The organism is Microbacterium sp. S1037, assembly GCF_048381605.1.
Lineage (GTDB): Bacteria > Actinomycetota > Actinomycetes > Actinomycetales > Microbacteriaceae > Microbacterium > Microbacterium testaceum_B.
Window position 1 is genome coordinate 718,571 of record NZ_JBLWIG010000003.1, and the last position, 25,791, is coordinate 744,361.

The 25,791-nt window shown below is 69.2% G+C and carries 24 protein-coding genes; 20 read left to right on the plus strand and 4 right to left on the minus strand.

Features of this window, described 5'->3' with window-relative positions; translation table 11 throughout:
• Positions 1–21 precede the first annotated feature (21 nt).
• From ACMW4R_RS18480 to ACMW4R_RS18505, 6 genes are read left to right on the plus strand one after another with little or no spacing between them, the layout of a single operon-like run.
• On the plus strand, positions 22–1,053 hold the full coding sequence (locus tag ACMW4R_RS18480; RefSeq protein WP_058595089.1) for an ABC transporter permease: 1,032 nt from the start codon (positions 22–24) through the stop codon (positions 1,051–1,053).
• On the plus strand, positions 1,050–1,931 hold the full coding sequence (locus ACMW4R_RS18485) for an ABC transporter ATP-binding protein (RefSeq protein ID WP_058595090.1): 882 nt from the start codon (positions 1,050–1,052) through the stop codon (positions 1,929–1,931). Before ACMW4R_RS18480 ends, ACMW4R_RS18485 begins: the two co-directional genes overlap by 4 nt.
• The gene (locus ACMW4R_RS18490) at positions 1,928–2,839 is read left to right on the plus strand and encodes an ABC transporter ATP-binding protein (RefSeq protein WP_418300623.1); all 912 of its coding nucleotides are present in this window, start codon (positions 1,928–1,930) and stop codon (positions 2,837–2,839) included. The genes ACMW4R_RS18485 and ACMW4R_RS18490 overlap by 4 nt, the downstream gene beginning before the upstream one ends.
• Positions 2,836–4,869 carry a beta-galactosidase gene (locus ACMW4R_RS18495; protein ID WP_418300624.1) on the plus strand — a complete coding sequence of 678 codons (2,034 nt, stop codon included), beginning with the start codon at positions 2,836–2,838 and terminating at the stop codon, positions 4,867–4,869. The genes ACMW4R_RS18490 and ACMW4R_RS18495 overlap by 4 nt, the downstream gene beginning before the upstream one ends.
• Before the next feature lie 44 nt (positions 4,870–4,913).
• Positions 4,914–7,388 (plus strand): glycoside hydrolase family 2 protein, encoded by a 2,475-nt coding sequence (locus ACMW4R_RS18500; protein ID WP_418300625.1) that lies wholly within the window; start codon positions 4,914–4,916, stop codon positions 7,386–7,388.
• A complete protein-coding gene (locus tag ACMW4R_RS18505; protein WP_418300626.1) occupies positions 7,385–9,562 on the plus strand; it encodes an alpha-galactosidase in 2,178 nt (725 codons plus the stop codon). The genes ACMW4R_RS18500 and ACMW4R_RS18505 overlap by 4 nt, the downstream gene beginning before the upstream one ends.
• A gap of 24 nt (positions 9,563–9,586) precedes the next feature.
• Here the strand turns inward: ACMW4R_RS18505 and ACMW4R_RS18510 are convergent, their stop codons facing one another.
• The 3 genes from ACMW4R_RS18510 to ACMW4R_RS18520 all read right to left on the minus strand — a co-directional run bounded on the left by ACMW4R_RS18510 (position 9,587) and on the right by ACMW4R_RS18520 (position 12,024).
• Positions 9,587–9,985 carry a nucleoside hydrolase gene (locus ACMW4R_RS18510; RefSeq protein ID WP_418300627.1) on the minus strand — a complete coding sequence of 133 codons (399 nt, stop codon included), beginning with the start codon at positions 9,983–9,985 and terminating at the stop codon, positions 9,587–9,589.
• Positions 9,986–10,153: 168 nt separating this feature from the next.
• The gene (locus ACMW4R_RS18515; protein WP_418300628.1) at positions 10,154–10,816 is read right to left on the minus strand and encodes a response regulator; all 663 of its coding nucleotides are present in this window, start codon (positions 10,814–10,816) and stop codon (positions 10,154–10,156) included.
• Complete coding sequence (locus ACMW4R_RS18520) at positions 10,813–12,024, minus strand: sensor histidine kinase (RefSeq protein ID WP_418300629.1); 1,212 nt, start codon at positions 12,022–12,024, stop codon at positions 10,813–10,815. Before ACMW4R_RS18520 ends, ACMW4R_RS18515 begins: the two co-directional genes overlap by 4 nt.
• Before the next feature lie 255 nt (positions 12,025–12,279).
• Here ACMW4R_RS18520 and ACMW4R_RS18525 point away from each other — a divergent pair, with 255 nt between their 5' ends.
• From ACMW4R_RS18525 to ACMW4R_RS18575, 11 genes are all read left to right on the plus strand, one after another.
• Positions 12,280–12,684 carry a hypothetical protein gene (locus tag ACMW4R_RS18525; RefSeq protein WP_363334548.1) on the plus strand — a complete coding sequence of 135 codons (405 nt, stop codon included), beginning with the start codon at positions 12,280–12,282 and terminating at the stop codon, positions 12,682–12,684.
• Positions 12,685–12,709: 25 nt separating this feature from the next.
• Complete coding sequence (locus ACMW4R_RS18530; protein ID WP_418300630.1) at positions 12,710–13,123, plus strand: hypothetical protein; 414 nt, start codon at positions 12,710–12,712, stop codon at positions 13,121–13,123.
• Between the two features lie 44 nt (positions 13,124–13,167).
• Positions 13,168–13,563 carry a hypothetical protein gene (locus ACMW4R_RS18535; RefSeq protein ID WP_418300631.1) on the plus strand — a complete coding sequence of 132 codons (396 nt, stop codon included), beginning with the start codon at positions 13,168–13,170 and terminating at the stop codon, positions 13,561–13,563.
• A 74-nt stretch (positions 13,564–13,637) separates the two neighbouring features.
• Positions 13,638–14,531 (plus strand): ABC transporter ATP-binding protein, encoded by an 894-nt coding sequence (locus ACMW4R_RS18540; protein ID WP_418300632.1) that lies wholly within the window; start codon positions 13,638–13,640, stop codon positions 14,529–14,531.
• Positions 14,518–15,312, plus strand: coding sequence for a hypothetical protein (locus ACMW4R_RS18545; RefSeq protein WP_418300633.1), 795 nt, complete (start codon positions 14,518–14,520; stop codon positions 15,310–15,312). Before ACMW4R_RS18540 ends, ACMW4R_RS18545 begins: the two co-directional genes overlap by 14 nt.
• 13 nt (positions 15,313–15,325) lie before the next feature.
• Entirely contained in the window at positions 15,326–17,002 is a 1,677-nt protein-coding gene (locus ACMW4R_RS18550; protein ID WP_418300634.1) for an ATP-binding cassette domain-containing protein, read from the plus strand.
• A gap of 280 nt (positions 17,003–17,282) precedes the next feature.
• Positions 17,283–18,335, plus strand: a complete 1,053-nt coding sequence (locus tag ACMW4R_RS18555; protein WP_418300635.1) for a LacI family DNA-binding transcriptional regulator — start codon at positions 17,283–17,285, stop codon at positions 18,333–18,335.
• Entirely contained in the window at positions 18,332–19,930 is a 1,599-nt protein-coding gene (locus ACMW4R_RS18560; RefSeq protein WP_418300636.1) for an FAD-dependent oxidoreductase, read from the plus strand. Before ACMW4R_RS18555 ends, ACMW4R_RS18560 begins: the two co-directional genes overlap by 4 nt.
• Positions 19,931–19,941: 11 nt before the next feature.
• A complete protein-coding gene (locus ACMW4R_RS18565; protein ID WP_058625185.1) occupies positions 19,942–21,228 on the plus strand; it encodes an ABC transporter substrate-binding protein in 1,287 nt (428 codons plus the stop codon).
• A complete protein-coding gene (locus tag ACMW4R_RS18570) occupies positions 21,225–22,196 on the plus strand; it encodes a carbohydrate ABC transporter permease (protein WP_418300637.1) in 972 nt (323 codons plus the stop codon). The genes ACMW4R_RS18565 and ACMW4R_RS18570 overlap by 4 nt, the downstream gene beginning before the upstream one ends.
• Positions 22,186–23,028, plus strand: a complete 843-nt coding sequence (locus ACMW4R_RS18575) for a carbohydrate ABC transporter permease (RefSeq protein ID WP_058625184.1) — start codon at positions 22,186–22,188, stop codon at positions 23,026–23,028. The genes ACMW4R_RS18570 and ACMW4R_RS18575 overlap by 11 nt, the downstream gene beginning before the upstream one ends.
• Before the next feature lie 66 nt (positions 23,029–23,094).
• On the opposite strand, the gene ACMW4R_RS18580 is transcribed toward ACMW4R_RS18575, so the two are convergent.
• Positions 23,095–23,745: a TetR/AcrR family transcriptional regulator gene (locus ACMW4R_RS18580; RefSeq protein WP_058625183.1), complete on the minus strand. Its 651-nt coding sequence runs from the start codon at positions 23,743–23,745 to the stop codon at positions 23,095–23,097.
• Positions 23,746–23,864: 119 nt separating this feature from the next.
• Here ACMW4R_RS18580 and ACMW4R_RS18585 point away from each other — a divergent pair, with 119 nt between their 5' ends.
• From ACMW4R_RS18585 to ACMW4R_RS18595, 3 genes are all read left to right on the plus strand, one after another.
• Positions 23,865–24,785 carry an SGNH/GDSL hydrolase family protein gene (locus ACMW4R_RS18585; RefSeq protein WP_418300638.1) on the plus strand — a complete coding sequence of 307 codons (921 nt, stop codon included), beginning with the start codon at positions 23,865–23,867 and terminating at the stop codon, positions 24,783–24,785.
• Positions 24,782–25,561: an ATP-binding cassette domain-containing protein gene (locus ACMW4R_RS18590; RefSeq protein ID WP_418300639.1), complete on the plus strand. Its 780-nt coding sequence runs from the start codon at positions 24,782–24,784 to the stop codon at positions 25,559–25,561. The genes ACMW4R_RS18585 and ACMW4R_RS18590 overlap by 4 nt, the downstream gene beginning before the upstream one ends.
• A partial coding sequence (locus ACMW4R_RS18595) for a hypothetical protein (RefSeq protein ID WP_418300640.1) occupies positions 25,558–25,791 on the plus strand: 234 nt, incomplete at its 3' end. The genes ACMW4R_RS18590 and ACMW4R_RS18595, both read left to right, overlap by 4 nt.

Here is a 25,791-nt window from a genome sequence, read left to right on the forward strand (position 1 = left end):
CCGCCGACAAGGACCACTGCGATGACGAATCTCTCCCCGCGGACGGAACAGACCGTCCCGGATGCCACGATGGCGCTGGCGACAGCAGCCGCCGAACGACACCAACGCCCGCGCTCCGCGTGGCGCATGATGCTCCCGACGATGACGCCGTGGCTCGCGCTGGGACTCATCCTGATCGGTGTGATCGCCCTCTTCGGCGCGATCGCCCCGTTCTTCGTCTCGGACCCGAGCGTCATCCGTGACATCGGCCTCCAGCCGCCGAGCGCCGAGCACATCCTCGGCACCACCCAGACCGGACAGGACGTGTTCTCGCAGCTGGCCTACGCCACGCGCGGGTCTCTGCAGATCGGGCTCATCGTCGGGGTGCTCGCCACCGTGCTGTCGGCCTTCTTCGGCATCCTCGGTGCCTACATCGGCGGCTTCGCCGACGAGGCGTTCTCGCTGTTCTCCAACGTGTTCCTCGTCATCCCGGGGCTGCCGCTCGTCATCGTGATCTCGGGCTTCGTGCCGCAGGAGCAGCGCGGACTCTGGACGATCGCCGTGGTCCTCGCGATCACCGGGTGGGCGGCATCCAGTCGTGTCCTCCGCGCACAGACGCTCTCGATCCGCAATCGCGACTACGTCGCGGCCTCCCGGGTGTCGGGGGAGCGGGCGCCGCGCGTGATCGCGGTGGAGATCCTGCCGAACCTGCTGCCCGTCCTCGCGTCGCAGTTCGTGTTCGCCGTCATCTCCGCGATCCTCGCCGAGGCGGGTCTGTCGTTCCTCGGCCTGGGGGCGTCGAACTCATCGACTCTCGGGACGATGCTGTTCTACGCGCAGAACGGATTCGCGCTGCCACTCGGCGCCTGGTGGTGGTTCGTTCCGCCGGGCTTGATCATCGCGCTATTCGGCATGGGCCTGTCCCTCGTGAACTTCTCGATCGACGAGATCATCAACCCCAAGCTCAAGAACGTCCGCCTCCACCGTCGGCGTGCCCGTGTCGCCGCGCGCCTCGAGAAGGCCGCGACCGCGCGCGCAACCCGCCGTGCCCAGGCCGAAGGGAGCCGCTCATGAGCGCGTCTCGCCCCGCCGTCATCACCGTCGACGACCTCTCGGTGGTCTACGAGGTCGACCCGCCCGTCGCGGCGGTCAAGAACGCGACGTTCTCGCTCGCCCCCGGCGAGATCCTCGGGCTCGCGGGCGAATCGGGCTGCGGAAAGACCACCCTCGCGTACGCGATCAACCGGCTGCACAAGCCGCCGGCGCGCATCGCCTCGGGAAGCATCACGTTCCACGGTCGCGAGGGGGACGACCTCGACCTGCTGGCCCTCGACGAGCACGCCCTGCGGGCGTTCCGCTGGAGCGAGCTGTCGATGGTGTTCCAGGGCGCGATGAACGCCCTGAACCCCGTGACGACGATCCGCGCGCAGCTGTGCGACGTGCTCTCGACGCACGTCCCGCACCTCTCGCGGAAGGAGCGCATCGCGCGGGCCGGAGACGTGCTCGAGCGCGTCGGCGTCTCGAGGGACCGCCTGCGGTCGTACCCCCACGAGCTCTCCGGCGGGATGCGGCAACGCGTGATGATCGCCATGGCGATGCTGCTCGAGCCGCAGGTGATGATCATGGACGAGCCGACGACCGCCCTCGACGTGGTCGTCCAGCGCGACATCCTGCGCGAGATCGTTCGCCTGCGCGACGAGCTCGACTTCGCCGTCATCTTCATCACGCACGACCTGCCGCTGCTGCTGGAGATCAGCGACCGCATCGCGATCATGCTGCGCGGCGAGATCATCGAGATCGGTTCAGCCGATCGCATCTACCGCGAACCCGAGCACGAGTACACGCGCCAGTTGCTGTCGTCGTTCCCGAGCCTCAGCGGCTCGCGCGGAGCGTTCATCCGCACCGGCACGGACGAAGAGAACGCGGACGAAGAGAAGGAGCAGACGCGATGACGAGGATGCGCGTGTCCGGCCTGACCAAGGACTTCACCATCCGCAAGGGCATCGGGCGCACCGCCTTCCGTGCGGTGGACGACGTGTCGTTCGACCTGCTTCCGGGGCGTACCGTCGCCCTGGTGGGGGAGTCGGGATCGGGCAAGTCGACGATCGCCCGCATGCTGGCCCGGCTCGAGAAGCCGACCGCGGGCGAGATCTCGGTCGAGACCGACGAGGGCGGGCAGATCCCGCGGGGATGCTACCGCCGCCACGTGCAGATGGTGTTCCAGGACCCGTTCGCCTCGCTCAACCCGTTCCACACCATCGAGCACCACCTGGCGCGACCGCTGCGGTTGCACCGTCGCGCGTCCGGCTCGGCGGAGGTCCACGCGCAAGCGCTCGCGATGCTCGAGCGCGTGAACCTCACACCGGCCGAGACGGTCGCCGCGCGCCGCCCGCACGAGCTCTCGGGCGGACAGCGCCAGCGCGTCGCGATCGCGCGAGCTCTCGCACCCGGGGCCGACATCGTCATCGCGGACGAGCCCGTGTCGATGCTCGACGTGTCGATCCGGCTCGGCGTGCTCAACCTGCTCGGACGGCTCCAGCGCGAGGACGACCTCGCGCTGCTGTACATCACGCACGACCTCGCCACCGCCCGACACTTCTCCGACGAGATCCTCGTGCTGTACCGCGGCCGTGTCGTCGAGCGGGGCCCCGCCGACGACGTCATCCTCGACCCGCACCACGACTACACCCGTCTGCTGGCACTCGCGGCTCCCGACCCCGGCAAGGTGGGCAAGGTCGTCTCGAGCGAAGCGGCACCGGATCGCGCGTCCCTCGACAACAGGATCTGCTACAACCACTACACCCAGGCATGGGAGTCGTCCGAGACGCAACCCGCCGCCGCGAAGGAGCGCACCCGATGACCCGCGACGAGACCACGGTGCCGTGGCCCACCGAGGGGCTGTCGTACGGCGGCGACTACAGCCCCGAACAATGGTCGTGGGACGTCGTGCACGAAGACATGGAGCTCATGCGCCGAGCCGGGGTGAACCTCGTGACCCTCGGCGTGTTCTCGTGGGTCGTCCACGAGCCCCGGGACGGCGAGTTCGACTTCACGTGGCTCGACCGGATGCTGGATCTCCTGCACGAGAACGGCATCCGGGTCGACCTGGCGACCCCGACGGCGGCCGTGCCCATGTGGCTGCACGAGGCCCACCCCGAGATCCTCCCGCAGGACATCCACGGACACCCGCTCGCCCCCGGCGGACGGCTCGGATGGTGTGCCTCGTCGTCGGTGTTCCGCTCCTACGCCCTGCGCATCGTCGAGCGGCTCGCCGAGCACGTCGCCGGCCACCCCGCCGTCCGCCTCTGGCACGTGAGCAACGAACTCGGCGGGGGCAACGCGCGCTGCCACTGCCCCGTGTCGAACGCGCGCTTCCGCGAGTGGGTCGCCGAGAAGTACGGCGATGTCGCGGCGCTCAACGATGCCTGGGGCATGGCGTTCTGGGGCAACTCGTACTCGTCGTTCGCCGAGGTGACCACGCCGTGGGGCATCACGGCCCACAACCCCGGGCAACTGCTCGATTACGAGCGCTTCTCGTCCGACGAGCTCCTCGCGCACTACCGCGCCGAGAAGGAGGTGCTGCGCCGGGTGACACCCGAGGTGCCGGTCACCACGAACTTCATGGTGGGCATCGGCACCGACGTGGTCGACTACACACGCTGGGCCGACGAGATGGACATCGTCGCGAACGACCACTACACGGTCGGCCCCGATCCGCTGAAGCACCAGGACATCGCCTTCAGCGGAGACCGCATGCGCGGCATGAGCAAGGGCGCTCCGTGGATGCTGATGGAACACGCCACGGGCGCGGGGAGCTGGCATCCGGTCAACCAACCCAAGACGCCCGACGAGATCGTGCGGCACGCGCTCGCGCATGTCGCGCGCGGGTCCGACAGCGTCATGTTCTTCCAGTGGCGTGCCTCGATCTCGGGGACCGAGCAGTTCCACTCCGCGATGGTGCCGCACGCCGGGGCCGACAGCGTCGTGTACCGCACGATCGTGGACCTCGGCGCGAAGCTGAACGCGCTCGCCGAGGTGCGCGGCAGTCGTGTCGAGCCCGCCCGCGTGGCGCTCCTGCACGACAACGAGGCCGGCTGGGCGCTGCGGAGCGGCCTGAAGCCGCAGAACCCGCAGCGCTACGCCGACACGGCACGGGCGCTGCACAACGCGCTGTTCCAGCGCGCGATCACCGTCGACGTGGTCGCGCCGTGGGCGGATCTCGATGACTACACGCTCGTCGTCGTGCCGGGCCTGTTCCTGCTGTCGGACGAGAACGCTCGGTCGATCGAGGCCTTCGTCGAAGGGGGAGGCACCGTGATCGTCACGTGGTTCTCGGGCATCGTCGACGAGAACAATACGGTCCGCCCCGGTGGCTACCCCGGCATCCTCCGGTCGGTCGTCGGCACCTCCAGTGAGGAGTTCTTCCCCCTGGATGCCGAGCAGTCGGTCGCCCTCACGAACGGGTGGACGGGGCGTCGATGGATGGAGCGGGTACGCCCCGCCGACCCCGCCCTCGGAACGGAGAGCATCGCCGACTACGCCGACGGCGGATACCGCGGGGGACCGGCGATCATGCGCCGGCGCCTCGGGGACGGCGTCGCGTGGTACCTGTCGACCGACCTGGACGCGCCGAGCCTCGACGAGCTCGTCGGCCGCGTCGTCGCGGAGAGCTGCGTCTCGCCCGCGGCCGATGTGGCGCCGGGCGTCGAAGCCGTGCGGCGGACGTCCGCCGAGGCCACCTACCTCTTTTTGATCAACCACGCCGACGAGCGCGGCTGGGCCGACGTGCGCGGTGTCGACCTGTTGACCGGACAGGAGCACGACCAGCGCGTCGTGCTCGAACCGGGAGCCGTCGCGGTGATCCGCGAACGCCCCGAGAAACGACCGTGACGGGCGACTGCCCGCATCCGAACCACCGACCCCAGAGGAAACACATGCACCGCCTGTCACTGGACGGACCCTGGACACTGACCGCCGTCGCCGGCCCCCTCCCCGCAGAACTCGAGGGGGTCGAGGTGCCCGCGATCGTTCCGGGCTGCGTCCACACCGACCTTCGCCGCGCAGAGCTCATCCCCGACCCCTTCGACGGCGACAATGAGAGCCTGCTCGCGTGGATCGGCCGCTCCGACTGGGCGTACGAGCGCGTGTTCGACGCGGGCGACCTCGGCGGCGACGACCGGTGGGACCTCGTCGCCGAGGGCCTCGACACCTTTGCGACGATCTGGCTCAACGGCCACCTCGTCGGGCACACGCAGAATCAGTTCCGCTCCTACCGCTTCGACGTCGTCCCCTACCTCCGTCCGACAGACAACCACCTGCGCATCGTCTTCTCGTCACCCGTGGTGCGCGCCGAGTCGCTCGCCCGCGTGCACGGCGAACTGCCGCACGTCAACCACCACCCCTACAACACGGTCCGCAAGTCCGCTTCCAATTTCGGCTGGGACTGGGGCATCGACGTCGCCACGAGCGGCATCTGGAAGAGCATCGGCCTCGAGTCGTGGTCGGGGGTGCGCGTGACCGATGTCCGCCCGCTCGTCGGAATCGACGGGTCGACCGGCCTCCTCGACGTGCACATCGGCGTGGAGTGGGACGGCGTTCCGGCCACCGCCGAGCTCGACGTCGAACTGCGTGGCCCCGAGGGAGACCTCTGTGCGCGCGCGACCGTCGTCGCGGAGGGGGAGGGCGTGGCATCCGCTCGTCTTCTCGTCGACGACGTGCAGCGCTGGTGGCCGCGCGGCTATGGCGAGCAACCGCTCTATGGCGTGTCCGTGGGGCTGAGCGGCGCCGCGGAACGGTGGAGCGGGCGAGTCGGCTTTCGGACGGTCGAGCTGCAGACACCGGCCGACCGGGCGGGCACGGCGTTCCGCATCGTCGTCAACGGCGAGCGCATCTTCGTGAAGGGGGCGAACTGGATCCCCGACCACGCCTTCATCACCGAGATGGATGCCGAGCGCTACCGGCGCAGGATCACCGACGCCACCGACGCCCACATGAACCTCCTGCGGGTCTGGGGCGGCGGCTTCTACGAATCGGACGACTTCTACGACCTCTGCGACGAGCGGGGCGTGCTCGTGTGGCAGGACTTCCTCTTCGCGTGTGCGGCGTACTCGGAGGACGACGTCATGAAGGTCGAGGTCGAGGCCGAAGCGCGTGAGGCGGTGACCCGGTTGAGCCCGCACCCTTCGCTCGTGGTCTGGAACGGCAACAACGAGAACATCGTCGCGTTCGCCGAGTGGCCGTCGTGGCGTCCGCTGCTGCGCGGTCGCCCCTGGGGTGACCACTACTACCGCGAGATGTTCCCGCGGATCGTCGCCGAGCTCGACGGCACGCGTCCGTACTCGCCCGGGAGCCCGTACTCGTACGACGACTACCTCAGCCCGAACGATGCCGCGCACGGCACGATGCACATCTGGGACGTGTGGAACGTGCTCGACTACACCGAGTACACACGGCACCGTCCCCGCTTCGTCTCGGAGTTCGGCTTCCAGGGGCCGCCCGCGTGGAGCACGCTGACGCGTGTCGTCCACGATGAGCCACTCGACCCGTTCGGCCCGCAGATGCTCGTGCACCAGAAGGCCGATCAGGGCAACCTCAAGCTCGAGCGCGGCATGGCCGGACACCTCGCGGCGTCGACGAACATCGACGACTGGCACTGGGCCACACAGCTCAATCAGGCGATGGCGATCCGTTTCGGCATCGAGTACTTCCGCTCGCTCGGGGAGCACCTGACCGGTGCGATCGTCTGGCAGCTGAACGACAACTGGCCCGTCGTGTCGTGGGCGGCGGTCGACTTCGACGAGCACCGCAAACCCCTGTGGCACGCGCTGCAGCACGTCTACCAGCCGCGTCTGCTCGTCGCGCGCGGCGACGCGGAGGGTGTGACCGTGAGCCTGTCGAACGACGATCCGGAGCCCTGGGCGGGCGCGGTCACCGTCGTCCGCGCGACCTTCGCGGGCGAGGAGCGGGCGCGCGCGGAGGTGCCCGCTGACGTCGGCGTGCGCTCTCACGCTGAGCTGGTCGTGCCCGAAGACGTTCTGCGGGAGTGGGACGTGGCGCGCGAGATGCTGGTGATCGATGCCCCGGGATTCGGGCGCGCGATCCACCACGGGGCCGAGGTGGTCGACCAGGTCCTGGATGCCGATCCCCTCGAGGTCTCGGCCCACCACTCGGACGACGGCTGGGTCGTCGTCGTGACCGCCCGTTCTCTCGTGCGCGACGTGACTCTCCTGGTCGACCGCGCCGATCCGTCGCTGTCCGTCGACACGGGCTTGCGCACGCTCCTGGCCGGTGAGACCGCGGAGTTCCGCGTGCGCGGAAACGCCGGCGACGTGGCATCCCTCACCTCTCCGCTCGTCGTGCGGCATGCGAACGTGTTCTCGGCCGCTGCCTCGAATGTCGTGCGCGCATGACACACCGCTCGCTCATCCACCTCTCCGCGGCGGGGGTTTCGCTGTTGCTCGATGTGGGCGGTGCTCGGCTCCCCGCGGTGCTGCATTGGGGAGCGTCCCTCGGCGACATCGACGAAACGGATGCCGAAGCCCTCGCCGGCGGCGCGGTCGAGCCGATCGTCCCCAACGCGATCGACGTGCCGGTGCGCCTGTCGGTGCTGCCCGAGCCGTGGACGGGATGGATGGGCAAGCCCGGGTTGGAGGGGCACCGTTCGGGGGCGGGGTGGTCTCCTCACTTCGTCGCGAGAGGCGGTGCCCTGGACGGTGCGCCGATCACCGGGTGCTTCGTTGCCTCGGGCCCGGGCATCGTGACCGTGGACGCGCACGATCCGGACGCCGGCCTCGACGTCGCGCTCTCGATCGAGCTCACGCCGTCGGGCGTCGTCCGCCTCGGCGCGGAGGTCGTCAACGTCGGCGCGGGCGACTACGACGTGAGCGCCCTGCAGCTCGCGCTGCCGGTCCCGCCGATCGCGCGCGAGGTGCTCGACTTCGCGGGGCGGTGGGGCAAGGAGCGCATTCCGCAGCGCCGACCCCTGGTCGTCGGGATCGAGGAGCGCGAGGGCCGGCGCGGACGCACCAGCGCCGACGCCGCGACCCTCCTCACGCTCGGCGTTCCCGGCTTCGGCTTCGGCAGCGGGGAGGTCTGGGGCGTCCACGTCGGCTTCAGCGGAAATCACCGCCACTACGCCGAACGCCTGTCGTCGGGTGTGCAGGTGATCGGCGGCGGAGAACTGCTCCTTCCCGGAGAGATCCGTCTCGCCCCGGGCGAGGGATACCGGATGCCACCGCTCTACGCCGTCTACGGCGACGGTCTCGATGACCAGGCGCGACGCCTTCACACACTGCTGCGTGCGAGGCCGCACCACCCCGGCCGACCCCGGCCGGTGACCCTGAACGTGTGGGAGGCGGTGTACTTCGATCACGACATGCCTCGCCTGCTCGATCTCGCCGAGCGGGCCGCGGGAGTCGGGGTGGAACGCTTCGTGCTCGACGACGGCTGGTTCCGCGGCCGCCGCGACGACACCGCCGGGCTCGGCGATTGGTTCGTCGACGAGACCGTGTGGACCGGGGGGCTGCGGCCCCTCGCCGACAGGGTCCGTGCGCTCGGCATGGAGTTCGGACTGTGGTTCGAGCCCGAGATGGTGAACCCCGACTCCGATCTCGCGCGCGAGCACCCCGAGTGGATCCTTTCGACGGGTGAACGCCTGCCCGTCCTCGCGCGGAACCAGCTGGTCCTCGACCTCGCCCACCCGGATGCGTACGCGTACCTGCTCGAACGACTCTCCGCGGTCGTGTCCGACAGCGACGTCGCCTACGTGAAGTGGGATCACAACCGCGATCTCGTCGACGCGGGCACCGGGCGACGCCGGGTCGCGGGGGTGCATCGACAGACCCTTGCGGCCTACCGACTCATGGACGATCTCCGGGCACGGTTCCCGGGCCTCGAGATCGAATCGTGCTCGTCGGGCGGATCGCGGGTGGATCTCGGCATCCTGGAACACACCGACCGGGTGTGGGTGTCGGACTGTATCGACCCCCTCGAGCGACAGGACATGAACCGGTGGACGATGCAGCTGCTCCCGCCCGAGTTGCTCGGTTCGCACATCGCGTCCGGGGAATCCCACACGACGGGGCGCCGGCACACGCTGTCGTTCCGTGCGGCGACCGCGTTGACCGCGCACTTGGGGGTCGAATGGGATCTCGCCCGAGCGACGACCGAGGAGTTGGCGGAACTGGGGGAGTGGATCGCCTTCCATAAGGCTCATCGTGAGCTCTTCCACACCGGCGACATGGTGCGCGTCGACACCTCCGATCCGACGCTGCGTCTGTCGGGGACGGTGTCGGCGGACCGGGAGCGGGCACTGTTCGTCCTCGCCACGGTGGGACGCTCCGAGGTGTCGCCGCGCGGGCGCTTCGTCTTCCGCGGGCTGGACGAGAGCCGCCGCTACGCGGTCGTGCCCGTGCACCCGGGTGGACGACCGCGCGGTTTCACCCCGGCCCCGTGGTTCGGCGCCGAGACCGCGGACGGCTACGCGGGTGTCGAGCTCTCGGGCCGGGCCCTCATAACCGCGGGGCTGCACACCCCGGCGATGTTCCCGGAGTCAGCGGTGGTGTTCCAGGTGACGGCGGTGTGAGGGGGCGGCGGGTGACGGGCGCGCTCAGCCCGGCCACACCCGCCGCTCGAGCCGGTCCAGCAACAGCTCGACCGCCGAGCCCTCCATGCCGCGCACCCAGCGCTGCCTCTCGGACGGGTGCGATGACACCGTGCGTCCGCGCTCGCCGCGTTCGAGGCGCACATCGATGCGTCCGCGGGCGACGCTGACCCCGCGCAGCGCGCCCGCGGCGACCATCGCGGCGAGGGGGTCGTGCAGTGCGCAGCGGCGGTCGGGGAACACGCGGCCCTCGTAGAAGTCGAGGTAGGCGGGGAGCATCGCGGCCAACGCCCGGGGGAGGGCGCCGGGGATCGCGTCGAGGCGCACGAGGTCGGTGGCATCCAGGGTCTGCGTCATCGTCACGTCGAGGGGGACGGCGGTGATGTCCCAGTCCTGCGCGAACACGGTGGCGGCGGCGAATAGCTAGATAGAGACTCATGTCCGGGCCTGCGAGTAAGCGGCGAGATTCGGGAGCAGACAGCGGGCGCTCGTCCGAGTGTCACTGCCGCTTCGAGGCTCAGCGACCATTGCGATGACCGCGCGTCGGGGTTCTTGGCATCCGGTCTCACGCGGTCAGCGGGCGTCGTCGAGTAGACCCGCGTCGTAGGCGAGGATCGCGAGCTGCACGCGGTTCTGCACGTTCAGCGCGGTGAACACGCTGCCCAGGTGCGCCTTCACGGTCGACGGCGAGCAGTGCAGCAGTTCGGCGATCTCGGCGTTGGTGTGGCCCGCGCCGACCGCCCGCGCCACCTCTTTCTCACGCGGGGTGAGCACGGACAGGCGTGCCCGGGCGGTCTCGCGGCGGCTGCGGCGCTGACCCCCGGAGAAGCGATCGACGAGGACACGCGCGTGTCGGGCCGAGAGCACGGCCCCGCCGCGGGCGGTCTCGCGAATGGCCTCGATGATCTCCAGGGGTGGGGTGTCCTTCACGAGGTAGCCGCTCGCACCGGCCTCCAGAACAGCGAGAACCTGCGCGTCGACGTCGAACGTGGTGAGGGCGAGGACCTGAGGGGGATCGGGAAGCGCCCGGAGGTGTGCGGTGGCGGTGCGCCCGTCCATCCCGCTCATGCGGAGGTCCATGAGGACGACGTCCGGCCGCAGAGACGTCGCCAGCGACACCCCCGCCGCGCCATCGGACGCCTCGCCGACGACCTCGATGTCGTCGGTGGACGCGAGCATGAACGTCAGGCCGGAGCGGACGAGAGAGTCGTCGTCGACAAGCAGAACCCGAATCACGCCTCTGCCCGCTTTCCCTCGCCGTCGGTCACGACCCAGGGTAGCCGCGCGGAGAGGACGAAGACCGACTTCTCGTCTCGAACCGTGAGCTCACCGCCGACGATGCGCGCCCGTTCGCGCAGGCCGGGCACCCCTCTCCCGCTGGGCGCGGTCGCCGGGGAGAACGAGGTCGTCTCGGTGGGATTACGGACCTCGACGAGCAATCCCCTCGTCGGATCGCCGTCCAGCGTCACCGAGACGGGAGCGCCCGGGGCGTGCTTGTGGGCGTTGGTGAGCCCCTCCTGCACGATGCGGTACGTGGCTCGCGTGATCGCGCGATCGAAGTCGCGATGCTGGATCGTCTCGGGGAGCCGGAGCTGGACGGTGGCTCCGCTCTGCACGCTCTCGTCGACGAGCCGACGGATGCTCGACAGGTCGTTCACGACCATCCCCGAGTCGAGAGGGTCGACGTCGGGGCTCTCGCCCGCGTCCAGGGAGCCGATGATCGAACGCAGGTCGTTCAGCGCGGCCCTTGCGCTCGTGCGGATGAGGCGTGCCTGGTGCGCCACCACCTCGGGTCCGGCGTCGGCATTCAGTTCGAGGCCGCCGGCCTGCATGGTGAGCAACGACAGCTTGTGGCCGAGGACGTCATGCGCCTCGCTGGCGATGCGGGCACGTTCGAGGAGAACAGCCTCCGCCGCGCGCGCGGTGCGTTCCGCTTCGGCGTGCGCGGCGCGAGCGCGCAGGCTGTCGAGCAGCTCGCGACGAGCGGCGATCGCGAGGCCGGCCACATACGGGATGCCGATGACGGCGACGACATTGAGGACCCAGCTCGCGAGCGGAGACCACTCGTCGGGGGCGAGCCCCTCCAGCGATACGAGCCGCTCGTCGCGGCCCGACACCACGGCCAGCAGACCGACGCACAGAGCCAGGATGAGGGGGTTCCAGCGGCTGTTGCGGCGGACCCCCAGATTGAACACGGCGGGCGCGAGGAAGATCTGCGTCGACGTCAGAGCCGCGATCGCCGCGATACCGACGAGCAGGAACGGCCATCGCGCGCGCACCTGGGTCGCGGCGGCGAGGGCGACGGCCAGAGCCAGGAACAGGGCCAGCGGCCATCCGCGCAGACCCGAGGCGGTGACGACCGTCAGAGCGGTGATCACGGCGAGGTAGAGCGCGGACCCGATCCACGAGGTGTGCGCGAACATCGCGGCCGGAGCACGTGTCATCCGCATCGCCCCCCTCGCTGAGGCATCGTCCCCCGCCTCGTCGGCGAGTGACCCTCACTGTACCTTCCCGTTCCGACGCCCCCTCCGGACCTCACAGGCGCGGCGGCTCAGATCGGCCTTTCGGCCTACTCGATCGGCATCCGTCTCCGCCTTTGAGCCGGTGATCCCTCGGCGTTCAGCCGATGTGGGGCCGGTTCGGTTCTTGGGAAGGTCTGTGCATCGCATCCGCGACCCTCTCTTTCGTCAGGAGACACGATGTCGGAAACCACGAACCCCTACGCCGATCTGACGCGGATCGACTACCCCCTGATCGAAGAGAACACGGCGATGCCCCCGCTGACTCGCGACGCCATCCGCAACGAGGCGCGCTCCGGTCTCGAGGAGATCCGCGACTTCGTCACCACCGACGTCTTCGTCGCGACGCTCGGGGAGCTGTACGACCTCGCGCCCGAGGATCGGGATCAGTTCGTCCGGGAGAACCTCCTCGATCCCGCGGCGCTCGCCGCCCGCGGCATCACGGTCCCCGCGGGCCTGAAGATCCAACGCTCGGTCTTCGGAGACGGTCGGCCCACGATCTTCTGCGTGACGAAGCTGATGTCGGATGGCATCCGGAAAGTGACGTACACGTTCGACAGCGGTTCGCTCCCCGCCCGGGTGTGACATGGGAAGCTCCGTGGATACTCCGGTGGCGGTTCTTCGCGGGCGCTTCTGCGCCGCGACCGTCGACGAACTGCGCGACACCTCGGCGATGCGCCGATGGGCGGCGCTGGTGGATCAGCGCCTGCTGTTCCCTCACCGAGGGAGCATCGAGCTGACGGCGGATCACCTCGACCTCGGCGCGTGGCGGTGTCTGCACCCCGCCGACATCCGCGCGGTCTCGGTGAACTACGTCGCGGAGTTCTCACGATTCGCCGCCGGGGGGACGCGGGGCGGATTCCCCTCTCTCGGCAACATCCGCAATCTCGGGGCCCCCTTGATCCTGGACCTCGCATCGGACGAGCGCCTCGTGGTCCTCATCGACTACACGCTCTGGTCCGGCACGAACAAGGCCGCGTCATGGGAGCCCGCCATCCGCGAGTTCCTGGGGCGGTCCCACTGACTTTCCATCCGGAGAGGCGAAGCGCACGAACGAAAGGCAGAGAGATGTCCCTTGTCGACATTGCCGGCAGCCCGCCGGTCGATCTCACCATTGCTGAGATCCGAAATCGCGTCAATCAGGAGTACCTCACCGCGCAGATCGACGAATTCATCGAGGTGATCGCCTCCGACGGATTCCTGGATTACGTCAACGGCATCGGTGAGTTGCCGACACACCAGGAGCGGCGCGATGAGACCGCCCGCACCGCGAGCGTCGAGACGCTCGAAAGTCTCGGGGTACCCACCCCGGAGGGGTTGCGCCTCACCACCCGTGCGTTCGAGACGCCCGAAGACGGGATCGCCGCGCTCTCGCCCCTGGTGAGCGTCCGTCCCGGTCTCGACCCGCGGATGGGCTTCTGCGTGAGTCTCGGGTTCTACCTCTGTGTGAGCTACGGAGGCTGACCCACCGGGTGCTGCTCGTCGATCATCGCGAGGCGCGACGAGCAGCACCCGTTCGCGAACGAAGGAGTGGAGAAATGACGGATACCCCCATCGTGTGCGCGGTACGGAAGGTCTCGCACAGCTACGGCAGGCGCTCGGCCCTGCACGACGTGTCGTTCGACCTTCGACCCGCGGCCCTCGTCGGGCTCGTCGGTGCGAACGGCAGCGGCAAGTCGACCCTGCTGCGCATCCTCGCGGGTGTGCAGCGCCCCTCTTCGGGGGACGTCGTCCAGTTCGGCGAGGACCTTCGGTCGCGCGAGGGCGCGGGCCACGGTGTCGGCGCCGCGATCGACGGCATGGCGCTCTGGCCGTCGTGGACGGTGGAGCGCAACGTCCGCTACGTCGCCGACCTGGCGGGCACGGCACGGGCGGAGGTGGCCCGCGCCCTCGACATGGTCGACATCGCACGCGAGGCGCGCACGAGGCTGCGCAAGCTGTCGCTCGGCAACCGTCAAAGAGTGCTGCTGGCAGCGGCGATCGTGGCGGGGCCGCGTCTGGTCCTGCTGGACGAGCCGATGAACGGTCTCGACCCCGAATCGCGTCAGCGGGTGCGGGACGTCATCGTCCGACTCGTCGGGGAAGGGCGCACGGTGATCATGTCGAGCCACGACCTCCACGACGTGGAGTCGATCTGCCACGACCTCATGATCCTGTCCGAGGGCGCTCTGACGTACAACGGGCCCACCGCAGGGTATGCGGAGGGGGCGCGGAGGGTCGTCCTCCGCGTCGCGTCACATGACGCCGAGCGCGCTCTGCGGGTGCTGACGAGCGGAGGGATCTCGTCATCCCGCGAAGGCACCGGCGATCCGGTCGTCGCGGAACGAGACGCCGTCGCCGCGGAGCAGCTGCTCGTCGGGGCCGGGATCGCCGTCGCCGGCTCGGCCGTCCGCGCGGCCACACTCGAGGAGAAGTTCCATGATCGCGTCTGACGTCCGTATCTCCCTGGTCGAGGCCCGACGGTGGAGCGGCGACGGCGTCCTGCTGTCCGTCGTCATCGGGGCCGGTGTGCTCGGTGCGGTGTTGAGCGCCGTCGCCGTGCTGGTCGCTGCCGGTTCCGCGAGCGGGGGCTCCGGCGGGCTGCAGATCCAGACGGACGTGCAACTCACACCCGCGTCGGGGGATGCCGACCTGATCGGGATGGCGCGAAGCGGCGTCGCGATGCTCGTCCCCCTCGTGGCGATCATCGTGGGAGTCCGCGCGGCCGGCAGCGAGATGGCTTCGGGTGCGCTGCTGCAGATCGCTGTCGCGGCGCGTCGCCTCCGGCTCGTCTTCCTCGCGCGCGCGGTCATCGTCGCGGTGGTCGCGGCCCTGGGCGGGGTCGTCGTCGCCGTCGCGTCGCTCGCCGGGGCACAAACGGGCGTGGCGGGGAGCCCCGACCTCGCGTTCCTCTCGGCGTGGTCGGGAGCGGGAACCGTGATCGCGGGTGCCGCAGCCCAGGCGGTCGTGCTCGCCCTCCTGGCTTTTTCGCTCGCCGCGCTCACGCGGCGGTGGGTGCTCATCCTCGTCGCCCTCCTGGTGTACCTCGTGGTCCTCGAGCCGGTGATCGCGGGATTCCTCGGAGACGGCGGAGCCTGGCTGCCGCGCCGAGCGACGTCGAGCCTGCTCACCAGCGACGCCGACCTCGGCAGCGTCCTGCCCGTGGTCGTCGTCGCGCTCGGATTGAGCGTCGCCACCGTCGCCTGGCGTCGACGCGACCGGACCGCGCGGTGAAGGCGTCGCCGACGTGACCGACGCTCTGCTGCTCTCCGCGCGCGTCCCACGCCCGCGACGCCTCACGGGGCAGACCGTGGCGCTGTCTGCGGGGGTGATCGAGCTGGCGGTTCCCGTCGCTCTCGCTCTCGCGGTGGGGCAGGTGACCGGGGGAGCGGCGGTGACGGCGGCACTCTGGATGCCGGTGGCCCTGGCCGTGGTGGCATCCGCTCTGTCGACCGTGGCACGGGTGCTCGTGCTCTCGCGGATCGCCGCGACCGAGATGGCGTCGCTCCGGTCTGCCTACGCCTCGCGCCTGATGGGCCTCGGGCCGCGGGACGTCGAGAGGATCGGCGTCGAGGACGTCGTCGCCGCATTCAGCGTTCAGGTCGACGGACTCGAACCCCTGCTCACCGCCGACCGCATTCGCCGCTGGTCCGCGGTGACGACGGTCTGCGGGTGCCTGCTCCTGCTGGTGTTCTTCGAGTGGAGACTCACGCTCGCCCTGTCGGTCGCGCTCGTGATCGCGGGCGTGCTGCTGACGGTCATCGTGCGGCCTGTCCGGGCGCGATCTGCGCAAGGCCTCCGCGCGCTCAGCGCTGTCAGCGCCGATCTGGGCGAGTTCCTCCGCTCGATCCGGTCGGCGACGGTCTTCGGTCTGGCCCCTCGGTACGAGCGGCGCCTCGAGACCCGACTCGCCGATGTGCATCGCGCCGAGGTGAGCGTGGGACGAGCGCAGGCGCTCGTCGACCTCGTCGTGCGGACACTTTCGTTCGTCCTGCTCCTGGGGCTCGGGGCACTGGGGGCCGCTCTCGTGGCGAGCGGGGTCGCATCGCCGGCCGGTCTGGCGGGGTTCCTGGCGACGTTGACCGTGCTGCTCGCGCCGGCCGCGAGCTACCTGGATCTCGTGCAGAAGCGGCAACGGGCGCGCGGAGCCCTCGAGGTGCTGGACTCGTTGCCGCTCTCACCCGAGGCGCCGGCGAACACCGGTCGCGGGGGCGTGGAGATCAACGTGCTGACGCTCTCGTTCGACGATGCTGTGGTCTCCGTCGGATCGGGCATCGACGTGGGCCCGGTGTCGTTCTCGGTCGAGCGCGGGGGCATCGTCGCCCTCACCGGACGCAGCGGTGCGGGGAAGACCACCGTGCTCTCGGCGATCGCGGGGTTCGTGCCATGCGTCTCCGGCGCCGTGCGCCTGAATGACCGCGACCTCTCGGACTGGCCGCCCGAGGATGTGCGACGCTCGATCGCCTACGTCGAGCAGGGCACGCCCATCATCGGCGCGACGCTGCGGGAGTTCCTCGTCACCGACGGTCATGGCCCGGGAGACGATGTGCTCCGCGCAATCCTCGACGACCTGGGGCTCTCGGAGCGCGTCGGACGCGACGACCTGGACACCCCGCTGGAACGCAGTGGTACGAGTCTCTCCGGCGGGGAACGCCAACGCCTCGCGCTCGCCCGGGCGCTCGCGACGGATCGACCGATTCTTCTGCTCGACGAACCGACCTCTCACCTCGACGTCCCCACCGCGGAGCGGGTGCGTCGGGTGCTGCTCCGCGAACGATCGCGTCGGATCATCGTCGTCGCGACGCACGATGGCGCGCTTCGCGAGATCGCCGACAGGGAGGTGCGCCTCGGGGATGCGCCTTCGTCGGTCGATCTCGAGGCGGTGCAGCCCGAAGACCTTCTGGCCCGCGTGGCGCAGAGCTGAGTGCCGGGGCGGCGCGGGGTCGTGTCGAGAAGGGGCTGACGGGGCGCCTCGCCGGGGGCGGGAGGCGAGCCGTCGCGCGGAGTTCATGCGCGACACGCCGCGCGAGCGTCGCCGCGGGCGGCGTGTCCGTAACCGATTCCGCGTGGCGGCACGTCCGAGAGCCGGGGCCCTTCGACGCTTCGATCGGGAGGCCGGGCTTGCGCACACTCGATAATGCGTATTACTGTGACATTCATCGCCTGATAATCCGCATAATCAGAATGGGCGTCAAGGAGGACGAATGTCGCGTATCGAATCACGTCGTGTCACCCAGCGTCAGATCGCTCAGCTCGCCGGGGTGAGTCAGGCGACCGTTTCGCTCGTCCTCAACAACCGGACCGGCGGAGACATCCGCATCCCGGACGAAACGCGCGAGCGAGTGCTCCGCGTGATCGAGGAGACCAAATACGTCGCGGATCCATCCGCCCGCCGCCTCGCCGGGGTCGACAACCGCATCCTCGGCGTTTTCACTTACGAGCCCGCCTTCCCGACGCGCAGCCTCGACTTCTACACGCCGCTGCTGAACGGCATCGAGGCCGGCGCGGAAGAACTCGGGAGCGACCTGTTGCTCTTCACCAGCACCCCCGTGGTCGACGGTCGGCGTCGGCTCTTTCACGAGCGCAATCGCCTTCGGCTCGCGGACGGTGTTCTCCTGCTCGGTGTCGAGATGGATCCGAACGAACTCGCACGCCTCGTCATCGAGGGCTTCCGAGCGGTCGCCGTGGGTCGCCGCGACACTCCGGCGATCCCGTACGTCGGTATCGATTACACCGCCGCGACCGCCGAGGTGGTCGGGCGGGCGCTGGCGCTGGGGCACAGGCGAGTGCTGTACCTCCGCCTCGACAGCGACGGTGAGTCGGTGCGTGATCGCTACCAGGGCGTCCTCAACGCGACGTCGGCGACCGACGTCGTTCTCGCGGATCGCCTCAGCGACGGCTCCGACCTGGAAGCGGATTGGCGCGAGATCACAACGTTCGCGCCGACGCTCGTGATCGCCGAGTCGCCCGAGGTCGCACAGAGCCTGCACGATCGCGCGCTGCACGAGAGCTACGACGTCCCGCGCGATCTGAGCATCATCGCGCTCGGCTCGTCGCCCCGCGTGAGCCCGGACGACGTCAGCTTCACGCGGCTGAACCCGCCGCGCACCGAACTCGGGCAGCGCGCGGTCCACCTTCTGGCGCGTCTGCTCTCGGACGACGACTACCCGTCGGCCGACGAACTGCGAACCCTTCTCCCGTGTCCCATCATCGACGGCGCGACGCTGAGCGCGCCCACCCAGGAGGCTCGCCCATGAGCGAACTGCACACCGAAGTCCTCGTCGTCGGCGGGGGGATGGGTGGCGTCGCTGCCGCGCTCGCCGCGGCGCGACAAGGACGCCGGGTCGTCCTCACCGAAGAGTACGAATGGCTCGGCGGGCAGCTGACGAGTCAAGCCGTCCCGCCGGACGAGCACACCTGGATCGAGCAATTCGGCGCCACCGCGAGCTACCGGGAACTCCGAGACGGCATCCGCGATCACTACCGACAGTGGTACCCCCTCACGACCGCCGCCCGGAAGGACGTCGCGCTCAACCCGGGCGCCGGTCTCGTCAGCCGCATCTGCGCCGAGCCGCGGGCCGGCGTCGCCGTGATCGACGGGCTGCTGGCCCCCCACGTGTCCGCCGGGCGTCTCCGCATCCTGCGGGGTGTCCGGCCGACCGCGGCGTTCCGGCAGGGCGACCGGATCGACGCGGTCGAGGTGACGGCAGACGACGGGACGCGGACCCGGATCACGGCGGACTACGTTCTGGATGCCACCGAGCTCGGCGATCTCCTTCCTCTTGCCGAGGTGGAACACGTCACCGGCTTCGAATCCCGCGCGCAGACCGGCGAGCCCAGCGCGCCCGATGAAGCGCAGCCGGAGAACCAACAGGCGTTCAGCTGGTGCTTCGTCATCGACCACGTCGAGGGCGACCACACCATCGACAAGCCGGACGACTACGACGAATGGCGGGCACGCCAGCCGGAGTTCTGGGGAGCACCCATGATCTCGCTCACGGGCCCGCACCCGCGCACCCTCGAGATCTTCACGCGCACCTTCACGCCCACGATCGACGGGGATCCTCTCGCGATGCTCGCCGATCAGCGCGCCGGGGGCGGCGACGAGGAGCTCTGGACCTTCCGACGGATCCTCGCCAAGGGTCTCTTCGAGCCGGGCGCTTTCGACAGCGACATCGTCCTGGTCAACTGGCCGATGATCGACTACCTCGATGGGACCCTGACCGGTCCGAACCCGGAGGCGCACCGTCAGGCCGCGAAGCGGCAGTCACTCGCGATGTTCTATTGGCTGCAGACCGAGGCCCCGCGCCCGGACGGTGGCCGGGGGTGGCCCGGACTCCGCTTGCGAGGGGACGTCACCGGCACGGCGGACGGCTTTGCACAGGCGCCTTACATCCGGGAGTCGAGGCGCATCGTGGCCGAGTACACCGTCGTTGAACAGGATCTGTCCATCGAGCTGCGCGGCCACGCCGGGCCCGCGCAGTACCCCGACACGGTCGGCATCGGCATGTACCGCATCGACCTGCACCCCACGACGGGTGGCGACAACTATCTCGACGTCGCCTCCGTTCCCTACGAGATCCCGCTCGGGGCCATGATCCCCGTGCGAGCGGAGAACCTGCTACCCGCGGGCAAGAACCTCGGCACCACGCACATCACGAACGGCGCTTTCCGCCTGCACCCCGTGGAGTGGAACGTCGGCGAGGTGGCGGGCACGCTCGCCGCGTTCTGCCTCGAGCGCTCGGTCTCGCCGCGCGAAGTCCGCGCGCAGAGCGACCTTCTCTCCACCTTTCAGAACCGCCTGACCCGGCAGGGTGTCGAGCTGCACTGGCCCGACGTCACGGGTTACTAAGGAGCATTCACATGAAATCAGCAAAGATGCTGAGCGCCGCGGCCGTCATCGCCGCCGCCTCACTCGTCTTCAGCGGCTGCAGCGGCTCCGGCCCCAGCGCCGATGAGCCGGTCGCACTCCGCATGACCGTCTGGACGTCGAACGAGGCACAGCTCGCACTGTTCAACGAGATCGCGGACGCCTACATCGCCGATCATCCCGAGGTATCGAGCATCACCTTCGATCCGCTCGACTTCGACAGCTACACGACGACGCTCACGACCCAGTTGGCGGGCGGGAACCCGCCGGACATGGCGTGGCTGCTGGAGAATTCCGCCCCCGACTTCGTCTCGTCCGGCGCGTTGGTTCCCTTGAACGACACGCTGTCGTCGACCAAGGGGTATGAGCTCGACGACCTCTCCGAACCCGCGACCCAGCTGTGGCGCACGGAGGACGGTGACCTCGCCGCCTATCCGTTCTCCACGTCGCCGTTCGTCGTGTTCGCGAACGACGATCTGCTCGCCGCGGCAGGGCAGCCCACGGCGGCGGAGCTCCAGGCGTCCGGCCAGTGGAACTGGAACACCCTGTCGGATATCGGTGCGAAGGTCAACGCCGCGACAGGGAAGGCGGGCTTCGTCGTCCGCGACTTCGAGTACACGCAGTGGGACTACCTGTCCACGGTGTGGAACGGGTGGGGAGCGGCGCCGTGGTCCGCAGACGGCAAGACCTGCACTTTCGACGCGCCCGAGATGGTCGACGCCTTCACGTTCCTGCACGATGCCGCATTCGCGAAGAAGTCGATGCCCGGACCGGGAACGACCGCAGACTTCTTCGCCGGCGACGCGGCGTTCACCGTGACCCAGATCTCGCGCGCCTCTCTCTTGAAGGAATCCGGGATCACCTCGTGGGAGTTGCTTCCCCTTCCGGCCGGACCCGACGGTGAGTACTCGGTGATCGGTCAGGCGGGGCTGGGCGCCCTGGCGCAGGGCAAGCACCCGCAGCAGGCCGCTGACTTCATCGCGTTCTTCACCAACCCGGAGAACTCGGCCAAGCTGGCGACCTACTTCCCGCCCGCCCGCACGTCGCAGTTGACGGCTGCGACGCTCAGCGCGGCCAATCCCGTGTTGACCGAAGCCCAGCTCGCCGACGTCGTCGTCCCGGCGATCACGTCTGGCACCGTCCGGCCCTCGCACACCGGTGCCGCCGAGATCCAGCAAGAGGTGCGGTCGGGACTCGACGGCCTGTGGGTCGCCGATGCTGATATCGCCGGCACGCTGCGCGGGGTCTGCGACACCATCGGCCCCCTCCTCGAGCAATGAGCGGAGTCCTCGACGAGGCCCCCGTGGTCCTGGCCGCCGGCGCGTCACCCCGCGCCGGGGCCGGGCTCCCGGCGGAGAAGCGGCGTCGGCGTCGTCTGTCGCGCGGTGACACGCTGATCGGTTATCTGTTCGTGGCGCCGCAGGTCATCGGCATCCTGGCCTTCGTGATCCTGCCGCTGGCACTGATCCTCTACTACAACTTCCACGAGTGGAACGTGCTCGCGAACACGTTCCGGTTCGTCGGCACCGAGAACGTCGAGCGGCTCTTCTCCGATCCGAAGGTCGCCCCGGTCCTCGGCGCGACGGCGGTGTTCAGCATCGGCCTGGTGATCGGAAACCTCGGCCTCGCTCTTCTTCTCGCGGTGCTGCTCAATCGCAAGGTCCGCGGGATCACGTTCTTCCGAACCCTGTTCTTCTCGCCCGTCGTCGTCTCGCTGGTCGCGTGGACGATCGTGTGGGGGTTCCTGCTCCAGGACGACGGCGGTATCAACGGCCTTCTCGCGATGGTCGGCGTCGACGGGCCGAACTGGCTGCGCGAGGGCCCCACGGCGATGATCAGCGTCATCGTCGTCCAGGTCTTCAAGAACGTCGGTCTGAACATGATCCTGTTCCTGTCGGCACTCCAGGGCGTCCCCAAAGAGGTCACCGAGGCGGCATCCATCGACGGCGCCGGTAAGGCGGCGATCTTCGGGCGCATCACGCTCCCGTTGATCTCGCCCACGATCCTCCTGACGACGATCATCACGATCGTCGGATCGCTGCAGGTGTTCGCCCAGATCGCCGTTCTGACGCAGGGCGGCCCGGGGATCTCGACGACTGTGCTCGTCTATTACCTCTTCCAGCAGGCGTTCGAGTTCCACCGGTTCGGATACGGCTCCACTCTCGCGCTCGTTCTGTTCGTCATCGTCCTGCTCCTGACCATCGTGCAGTGGCAGCTCCGCAAGAGATGGGTCTTCTATGAGAACTGAGCGGCGACCCGCCGTGCGGGTCCTCTTCTACATCGGGATGTCGCTCCTCGCGATCCCGTTCGTCTTCCCGACCTGGTGGATGATCACCTCGTCCTTCAAGCCGATCGGCGAGATCTTCGCCTTCCCGCCGACCCTGTGGCCCCAGAACCCGACGATCCAGCCGTACATCGACGCCCTCACCGAACAGCCGTTCCTGCTGCAGTACTGGAACAGCATGTACATCGCGGTCGTGGTGACGGTGGCGACGATGGTGTTCTCGGCGATGGCGGGATACGCCTTCGCGCGAATCCGGTTCCCCGGCGTGAACCTCCTCTTCGTCATCGTCCTCGTGGGTCTGCTCGTGCCCTCCGAGGTGACGATCGTTCCGCTGTTCCAGATGTTCAATCAGCTCGGATTGGTGAACACGCACTGGCCGCTCCTGCTGGTGTCGACGTTCGGGGCACCGAGCGTGCTGGCGACGTTCATCATGCGTCAGTTCTTCGTGACGTTGCCGGTCGAACTGGAGGAGGCCGCGCGTCTCGACGGTCTGCACCGGGCGGCGATCTGGTGGCGGATCGCGATGCCGCTCGCCAAGGCATCCCTGGGAGCGGTGGCCATCTTCACGTTCCTGCACACGTGGAACCTGTACCTGGAGCCGACGGTTTACCTGCAGAGCCCCGACCTGTTCACGTTGCCCCAGGCGCTCACCCGCTACACGGACGCGTACGGCGGCCAGATGTGGAACGTCCAGCTGGCGGCGGCGACCATGACCGCGGTGCCCGTGCTGATCGTGTTCATCTTCGCGCAGCGGCAGTTCGTCGAGGGTCTCGCCCAAACGGGCCTGAAGGGCTGAGCGGCCATGTCGAGCCGGGCGTCGCGGGAATCCTCCGCGGCGTCCGGCTCGCCTTGTGCCGAGAGGCTAGGCGCTCGCCGCGAGGGCCTCGGGGCTGGCGACGGAGGCCACCATCGCGCGCTTCCAGGACGCGACCATGTCGAGCAGGGGGATGCGCGGGTCCAGCTGCCAGTAGGTCTCGAGCCCGTTGACGAAGGCGACGATCGTGTAGGCGATGGCGTCGATGTCGGCATCCGGGCGGATGTCGCCGCGCTCGACACCCGCCCCCAGTGCGGTCACCAGGTTGGCGTGTACCGTCTCGGCGCGGGTGACGAGGCGGTCGTGCAGCGGGTCTCCGGCGGTGAGGTTCTCGGCGAGGAGGCCGGTGAACAGCCCGAGCGTCGCGGGACGCTCGAGCCACCCGGTGAAGATCTCCTCCACCTCGGTGAAGACGTCGAGGCCCACGACACCCGCCGGCGGGTTGACGTGACGGTCGACGGCGTCGCGGAGGTCGAGGGCCGCGTTGAGCAGAGCGTCCTTGGTGGGGAAGTGGTGCAGCAGGCCCGTCTTGGAGACCCCCGCGGCCTGGGCGATGTCGCCGAGCGAGACACCGCGCGATCCGTGTCGCGCGATCATCTCGACCGCGGTGTCGAGGATCGCCGCGCGGCGGGCGTCGCCGCGTGCGCGGTTGCCCGATCGCGCCTCGGACGTGCGGTCGCGGGTGTTGCGGTGCTCCATCGCGCCAGGCTACTATGACATAACCGACCGACTAGCCGGTCTGTTATGTCATTGAACGAAGGAGTTCACGTGAGCACGACGCTGCTGCGCAACGCCCGCACGAACGCGCAGGCCCGGCGGTGAGCGCCGCGCAGGCGGCGGCCGTCTCGCACGCGGCCCGGGAGTGGCGCGTGCGCTTCGTCCACCCGGAGAAGGCGACCGAATTGGCGCGTCTCTCGGTGGGAGAGTCCGACGTCGCGCCGCTCGTCGCGGACGCTCTGGGCATCGCTGTCGCGGAGCTCGAGGCGCAACGCGCGGAGGCTCGCGAGCAGGTGCGGGCATCCGCGCGTCTGCTGCTGGAAGACCATGAGGTGCGGGCGGCCTGCGCGCACTTGCCGTTTCGTCCGGGACAGACCATCGTGGCGCTCGGCGACTCCCTCACCGACGACGCGCTGTCGTGGGCGCATCAGCTGAACGCGGTGCTCGAGGAGGTCTACCCCGATGACCCGCCCGCCGTCGTGAACGCCGGACGCAGCGGGGACACCACGGCCGACGTCATCGACCGCCTCGATCTGGTGCTCGCGCAGGAGCCGGACTGGGTCATTCAGCTGCTCGGGACCAACGATGTCCGACACCACGGTGGCCGACGCGTGTTCAGCCCCGGTCAGACGGGCACCAATTTCGACACCATCCAGCACATCCTCGTCACCCTCGGGGGCACGCGGCTGATCCGGATGACGCCGCCTCCCGTCGCCGCTCCTGCCGTCGAGGCGGCCACGGCGGCGCCCGGCGTCCGGCTGCGGTGGCAACAGGAGGATCTCGCGAGGGTCGGCCGACGCCTGATGCGATCGGATGCCACGGTCATCGACCTGCATGCGCCGCTCCTGCCGCATGCCCGGGCGTTGCTGGACCCGGACGGTCTGCATCCCCACATCGTCGGGCACCGCGCGATCCTGCGGGTGTTCCTTCTCTCCGTCGCCGCGTTGCCGTGGTCCGGAGCAGACGACGTGAACGAGCTGCCGACCGCTGTGGTCGGCCACCACGAAGGAGCTGCCTCATGAGCACCACCACCACCGCCGTTCCGGTGTTGCAGGCTCGGGGCCTGTCGCGTCAGTTCGGTCATGTCCGGGCGTTGAACAACGTCGATTTCGAGGTCTATCCGGGTGAGGTCACCGCGTTGATCGGTGACAACGGTGCCGGGAAGTCGACGCTCGTGAAGGCCCTGTCGGGGAATCTCGCGGTGGATGAGGGGGAGATCCTCTTCGACGGCAAGCCGATCGAGATGACCAACCCGCAGGTCGCGTCGAGCTTGGGTATCGAGACGGTGTACCAGGACCTCGCCCTCGCGCCGCACCTCGACCCGGTGCAGAACATGTACCTCGGCCGCGAGATCCGCCGGCCCGGGATCGCCGGGACCCTCGGCTTCATGAAGACGAAGGACATGGCGAAGGCCTCGCGCGCCGCGTTCGACGAACTCGGCGCGACCGTGCGGTCGCTGTCGTCGCCGGTGGGGGAGATGTCGGGTGGGCAGCGTCAGGCGATCGCGATCGCCCGGGCCGTGCACTGGGCCGGTCGCCTCGTCTTCCTCGACGAACCGACCGCCGCCCTCGGCGTGCGCCAGACGAAGAACGTGCTCGAGACCATCCGCCGGGTGCGGGACAAGGGCATCGCGGTGGTGCTGATCTCGCACTCGATGCCGCACGTGATGGAGGTCTGCGACCGCATCCAGGTGCTGCGCCTGGGCACGCGGGTGGCGAACATCTCCGCGAAAGACACCTCCATGGAAGAACTCGTCGGGCTCATGACCGGCGCCGTCACGAAGGACGACCAGAAATGAGCACCACGACCCCTCCCACCGAGACGGTGGCCATCGGCACGTTCGACGACTCGCGGCCGAACTTCTTCAAGGGACTGTTGAAGGCGCAGGCCTTCCAGATCCTGCTCATCCTCATCGTCATCGTGCTGATCTTCAGCGCGCTCGCACCGGATGCGTTCGCGCAGTGGTCGAACTTCCGCCTCATCATCCAGAACGCCTCGATCCTCGCGGTCCTCGGCGTGGGGATGACG